The sequence below is a fragment of the Escherichia sp. AM3 genome (genome assembly GCF_032029835.1).
GTDB lineage: Bacteria > Pseudomonadota > Gammaproteobacteria > Enterobacterales > Enterobacteriaceae > Escherichia > Escherichia coli.
Genome location: NZ_JAVUPQ010000129.1, coordinates 1 through 4,643, shown reverse-complemented (window position 1 = coordinate 4,643; position 4,643 = coordinate 1). Strand labels below are relative to the sequence as shown.

General features: G+C 48.5%; 6 protein-coding genes and 2 pseudogenes. 6 read left to right on the top strand and 2 right to left on the bottom strand.

Going from position 1 to position 4,643, the window contains the following annotated elements:
* Positions 1-96: 96 nt before the first annotated feature.
* A complete protein-coding gene (hokE, locus tag RTW80_RS22555; protein WP_000956455.1) occupies positions 97-249 on the bottom strand; it encodes a type I toxin-antitoxin system toxin HokE in 153 nt (50 codons plus the stop codon).
* Here hokE and RTW80_RS22550 point away from each other — a divergent pair.
* The 6 genes and pseudogenes from RTW80_RS22550 to ybdG form a co-directional block, all read left to right on the top strand.
* Positions 218-486, top strand: a pseudogene (locus RTW80_RS22550) (hypothetical protein). The gene hokE and the pseudogene RTW80_RS22550 sit on opposite strands and share 32 nt — an antisense overlap.
* Before the next feature lie 215 nt (positions 487-701).
* Positions 702-1,820: a YbdK family carboxylate-amine ligase gene (locus tag RTW80_RS22545; RefSeq protein WP_001130654.1), complete on the top strand. Its 1,119-nt coding sequence runs from the start codon at positions 702-704 to the stop codon at positions 1,818-1,820.
* Positions 1,821-1,885: 65 nt separating this feature from the next.
* The gene (locus RTW80_RS22540; RefSeq protein WP_000682514.1) at positions 1,886-2,134 is read left to right on the top strand and encodes a DUF1158 domain-containing protein; all 249 of its coding nucleotides are present in this window, start codon (positions 1,886-1,888) and stop codon (positions 2,132-2,134) included.
* A 64-nt stretch (positions 2,135-2,198) separates the two neighbouring features.
* Complete coding sequence (locus tag RTW80_RS22535) at positions 2,199-2,567, top strand: MmcQ/YjbR family DNA-binding protein (protein ID WP_000360951.1); 369 nt, start codon at positions 2,199-2,201, stop codon at positions 2,565-2,567.
* 93 nt (positions 2,568-2,660) lie between these two features.
* Complete coding sequence (nfsB, locus tag RTW80_RS22530; RefSeq protein WP_000351464.1) at positions 2,661-3,314, top strand: oxygen-insensitive NAD(P)H nitroreductase; 654 nt, start codon at positions 2,661-2,663, stop codon at positions 3,312-3,314.
* 107 nt (positions 3,315-3,421) lie between these two features.
* A pseudogene (gene ybdG, locus RTW80_RS22525) lies at positions 3,422-4,573 on the top strand (mechanosensitive ion channel YbdG); the annotation flags it as partial.
* 12 nt (positions 4,574-4,585) lie between these two features.
* Here the strand turns inward: ybdG and RTW80_RS31655 are convergent.
* Positions 4,586-4,642, bottom strand: coding sequence for an IS1 family transposase (locus tag RTW80_RS31655; protein WP_003032489.1), 57 nt, complete (start codon positions 4,640-4,642; stop codon positions 4,586-4,588).
* Position 4,643: the final 1 nt, after the last annotated feature.

Sequence of the window (4,643 nt, the reverse complement as noted above, 5' to 3'; positions counted from 1 at the left end):
TTATCGTGAGAGTAATTCATCGGCACGTTAAATCATATCAGGCGTAATACCACAACCCTTAAGTTAGCGCTTATGGGATTGCTCCCCGCACAACGGCTACTTCTTCGGTTCGTAAGCGAGAACAGCCTTAAACTCAATATTACGTTCCTTTACGGTGAACTCACACAGCGAATCTCCGACCAGAAGCGTAAATCCCAGCACCGTTAAACACAGCACTATGACTGCCGCAAGGGCATATTTCGTCAGCATGTTTATATTGCCTCCATGCGAAGAAGGGACTACCATCCAAATTGTTCGGGTTTGGAGTGGCAGCCCCAGGGTTGATAGAAATATCTCCTGGGGCTTCATCTTTCCAGACCTCAGAGTAAACCTGAAACCGGAAAGCTTCAGGCACCCGCCGTTATCTTACCCTTCCTCAACAAAATAGCTGTTTATTTATACAGTGAGTCCTGTTTCGGACTTCTCACTCCTCATTTAATCAACTGAAGCTGAACCCGTTTTTTTCTGCATGACTCAATCGTCAAAATTCTTCGCCACCAGTCAGCACTGCCATAACTTGTCACATTGCAAAAGTAGCCAAATTGCTTCAGGCACCATCAGTTCACCATCACCAAAAAAAAGAAACATTCCAGAACTTCCACATCTCGCCCAGCCGCTCCGACTTCTATACTGAATAGAAAACGCCAACATAAGAGAAACCTATGCCATTACCCGATTTTCATGTTTCTGAACCTTTTACCCTCGGTATTGAACTGGAAATGCAGGTGGTTAATCCGCCGGGCTATGACTTAAGCCAGGACTCTTCAATGCTGATTGACGCGGTTAAAAATAAGATCACGGCCGGAGAGGTAAAGCACGATATCACCGAAAGTATGCTGGAGCTGGCGACGGATGTTTGCCGTGATATCAACCAGGCTGCCGGGCAGTTTTCAGCGATGCAGAAAGTCGTATTGCAGGCAGCCACAGACCATCATCTGGAAATTTGCGGCGGTGGCACGCACCCGTTTCAGAAATGGCAGCGTCAGGAGGTATGCGATAACGAACGCTATCAACGCACGCTGGAAAACTTTGGTTATCTCATTCAGCAGGCGACCGTTTTTGGTCAGCATGTCCATGTTGGCTGCGCCAGTGGCGATGACGCCATTTATTTGCTGCACGGCTTGTCACGATTTGTGCCGCACTTTATCGCCCTTTCCGCCGCGTCGCCATATATGCAGGGAACGGATACGCGTTTTGCCTCCTCACGACCGAATATTTTTTCCGCCTTTCCTGATAATGGCCCGATGCCGTGGGTCAGTAACTGGCAACAATTTGAAGCCCTATTTCGCTGTTTGAGTTACACCACGATGATCGACAGCATTAAAGATCTGCACTGGGATATTCGCCCCAGTCCTCATTTTGGCACGGTGGAGGTTCGGGTGATGGATACCCCGTTAACCCTTAGCCACGCGGTAAATATGGCGGGATTAATTCAGGCCACCGCCCACTGGTTACTGACGGAACGCCCGTTCAAACATCAGGAGAAAGATTACCTGCTGTATAAATTCAACCGTTTCCAGGCCTGTCGCTATGGGCTGGAAGGCGTCATTACCGATCCGCACACTGGTGATCGTCGACCGCTAACGGAAGATACCTTGCGATTGCTGGAAAAAATCGCCCCTTCCGCACATAAAATTGGCGCATCGAGCGCAATTGAAGCACTGCATCGCCAGGTCGTCAGCGGTCTGAATGAAGCGCAGCTGATGCGCGATTTCGTCGCCGATGGCGGCTCGCTGATTGGGCTGGTGAAAAAGCATTGTGAGATCTGGGCCGGTGACTAAGTCGGGAATTGCCTTACAGAAGAATATCCCTGACAATGGTGTTTTAACTTACATTTAACAATGTTATGAAACACCCTTTAGAAACCTTGACCACCGCAGCAGGCATTTTGCTGATGGCTTTCCTCTCTTGCCTGCTGCTTCCCGCCCCCGCATTGGGGCTGACGCTGGCACAAAAACTGGTGAGCACGTTCCATCTGATGGATCTTAGTCAGCTTTACACTTTATTGTTTTGTCTGTGGTTTTTAGTGCTGGGCGCTATTGAGTATTTTGTTCTGCGCTTTATCTGGCGACGCTGGTTCTCGCTGGCGGATTAAACGTCGATTATCGCCGTACTTCGCGGCATACTTTGCTTATTCTCCTTCGCCTAAAGGAACGTTTATGGATAAGCAATCACTGCACGAAACGGCGAAACGCCTGGCCCTTGAGTTACCCTTTGTCGAGCTTTGCTGGCCTTTTGGCCCGGAGTTCGATGTTTTTAAAATTGGCGGCAAGATTTTTATGCTGTCGTCGGAGCTACGCGGCGTCCCCTTTATCAATCTGAAGTCCGATCCACAAAAATCCCTGTTAAATCAGCAAATATACCCAAGCATTAAGCCAGGGTATCACATGAATAAAAAGCACTGGATTTCGGTGTATCCCGGCGAGGAAATCTCCGAAGCGTTACTTCGCGATCTGATCAACGATTCGTGGAATCTGGTGGTTGATGGTCTGGCTAAACGCGATCAAAAAAGAGTGCGTCCAGGCTAAAGCGGAAATCTATAGCGCATTTTTCTCGCTTACCATTTCTCGTTGAACCTTGTAATCTGCTGGCACGCAAAATTACTTTCACATGGAGTCTTTATGGATATCATTTCTGTCGCCTTAAAGCGTCATTCCACTAAGGCATTTGATGCCAGTAAAAAACTTACCCCGGAACAGGCCGAGCAGATCAAAACTCTCCTGCAATACAGCCCATCCAGCACCAACTCCCAGCCGTGGCATTTTATTGTTGCCAGCACGGAAGAAGGTAAAGCGCGTGTTGCCAAATCCGCTGCCGGTAATTATGTGTTCAACGAACGTAAAATACTTGATGCCTCGCACGTCGTGGTGTTCTGTGCAAAAACCGCGATGGACGATGCCTGGCTGAAGCTGGTTGTTGACCAGGAAGATGCTGATGGCCGCTTTGCCACGCCGGAAGCGAAAGCCGCGAACGATAAAGGTCGCAAGTTCTTCGCTGATATGCACCGTAAAGATCTGCATGATGATGCAGAGTGGATGGCAAAACAGGTTTATCTCAACGTCGGTAACTTCCTGCTCGGCGTGGCGGCGCTGGGTCTGGACGCGGTACCCATCGAAGGTTTTGACGCCGCCATCCTCGATGCAGAATTTGGTCTGAAAGAGAAAGGCTACACCAGTCTGGTGGTTGTTCCGGTAGGTCATCACAGCGTTGAAGATTTTAACGCTACGCTGCCGAAATCACGTCTGCCGCAAAACATCACCTTAACCGAAGTGTAATTCTCTCTTGCCGGGCATCTGCCCGGCTATTTCCCCTCAGATTCTCCTGATTTGCATAACCCTGTTTCAGCCGTCATCATAGGCTGCTGTTGTATAAAGGAGACGTTATGCAGGATTTAATATCCCAGGTTGAAGATTTAGCGGGTATTGAGATCGATCACACCACCTCGATGGTGATGATTTTCGGTATTATTTTTCTGACCGCCGTCGTGGTGCATATTATTTTGCATTGGGTGGTACTGCGGACCTTCGAAAAACGTGCCATCGCCAGTTCACGGCTTTGGTTGCAAATCATTACCCAGAATAAACTCTTCCACCGTTTAGCTTTTACCCTGCAGGGGATTATCGTCAATATTCAGGCGGTATTCTGACTGCAAAAAGGCACCGAAGCGGCAGATATTCTGACTACCTGCGCGCAGTTGTGGATCATGATGTATGCGCTGCTTTCAGTCTTCTCGTTGCTGGATGTTATTTTGAATCTGGCGCAGAAATTCCCGGCAGCATCTCAGTTACCGCTGAAAGGGATATTTCAGGGGATTAAACTGATCGGCGCGATTCTGGTCGGCATTTTGATGATCTCGCTGCTGATTGGTCAGTCGCCAGCGATTCTGATCAGCGGTCTTGGTGCAATGGCTGCCGTGCTGATGTTGGTATTTAAAGATCCGATTCTTGGTCTGGTGGCAGGTATTCAGCTTTCCGCGAACGATATGCTGAAACTGGGCGACTGGCTGGAGATGCCGAAATACGGCGCGGATGGCGCGGTGATCGATATTGGGTTAACCACCGTCAAAGTGCGTAACTGGGACAATACCATTACCACTATTCCCACCTGGTCTCTGGTTTCTGACTCCTTTAAAAACTGGAGCGGGATGTCAGCATCTGGCGGGCGACGTATTAAGCGCAGTATCAGTATTGATGTCACCAGTATTCGTTTTCTTGATGAAGACGAAATGCAACGTCTGAATAAAGCGCATTTGTTAAAGCCTTATTTAACCAGCCGCCATCAGGAAATTAATGAGTGGAATCGCCAGCAAGGTTCTACGGAGTCGGTATTAAACCTGCGCCGAATGACCAATATTGGAACCTTTCGTGCCTATCTGAACGAATATCTGCGTAACCATCCGCGGATTCGTAAAGATATGACTTTAATGGTACGCCAACTGGCTCCAGGTGATAATGGTTTACCGCTCGAGATCTATGCGTTTACCAACACCGTGGTGTGGCTGGAATATGAAAGCATTCAGGCTGATATATTCGGTAATGACTCCAACTTATTGATAGTGTTTTATGTTCAGATAATGCCCGATGACTTTGTCATGCAGCTCCACC

What these genes read in the sequence shown, in the direction of transcription:
- RTW80_RS22535 (WP_000360951.1), top strand. Translation starts at nt 2,199, where the DNA reads ATGGATAAGCAATCACTGCACGAAACGGCGAAACGCCTGGCCCTTGAG.
- nfsB (WP_000351464.1), top strand. Translation starts at nt 2,661, where the DNA reads ATGGATATCATTTCTGTCGCCTTAAAGCGTCATTCCACTAAGGCATTT.
- RTW80_RS22540 (WP_000682514.1), top strand. Translation starts at nt 1,886, where the DNA reads ATGAAACACCCTTTAGAAACCTTGACCACCGCAGCAGGCATTTTGCTG.
- hokE (WP_000956455.1), bottom strand. Translation starts at nt 249, where the DNA reads ATGCTGACGAAATATGCCCTTGCGGCAGTCATAGTGCTGTGTTTAACG.
- RTW80_RS22545 (WP_001130654.1), top strand. Translation starts at nt 702, where the DNA reads ATGCCATTACCCGATTTTCATGTTTCTGAACCTTTTACCCTCGGTATT.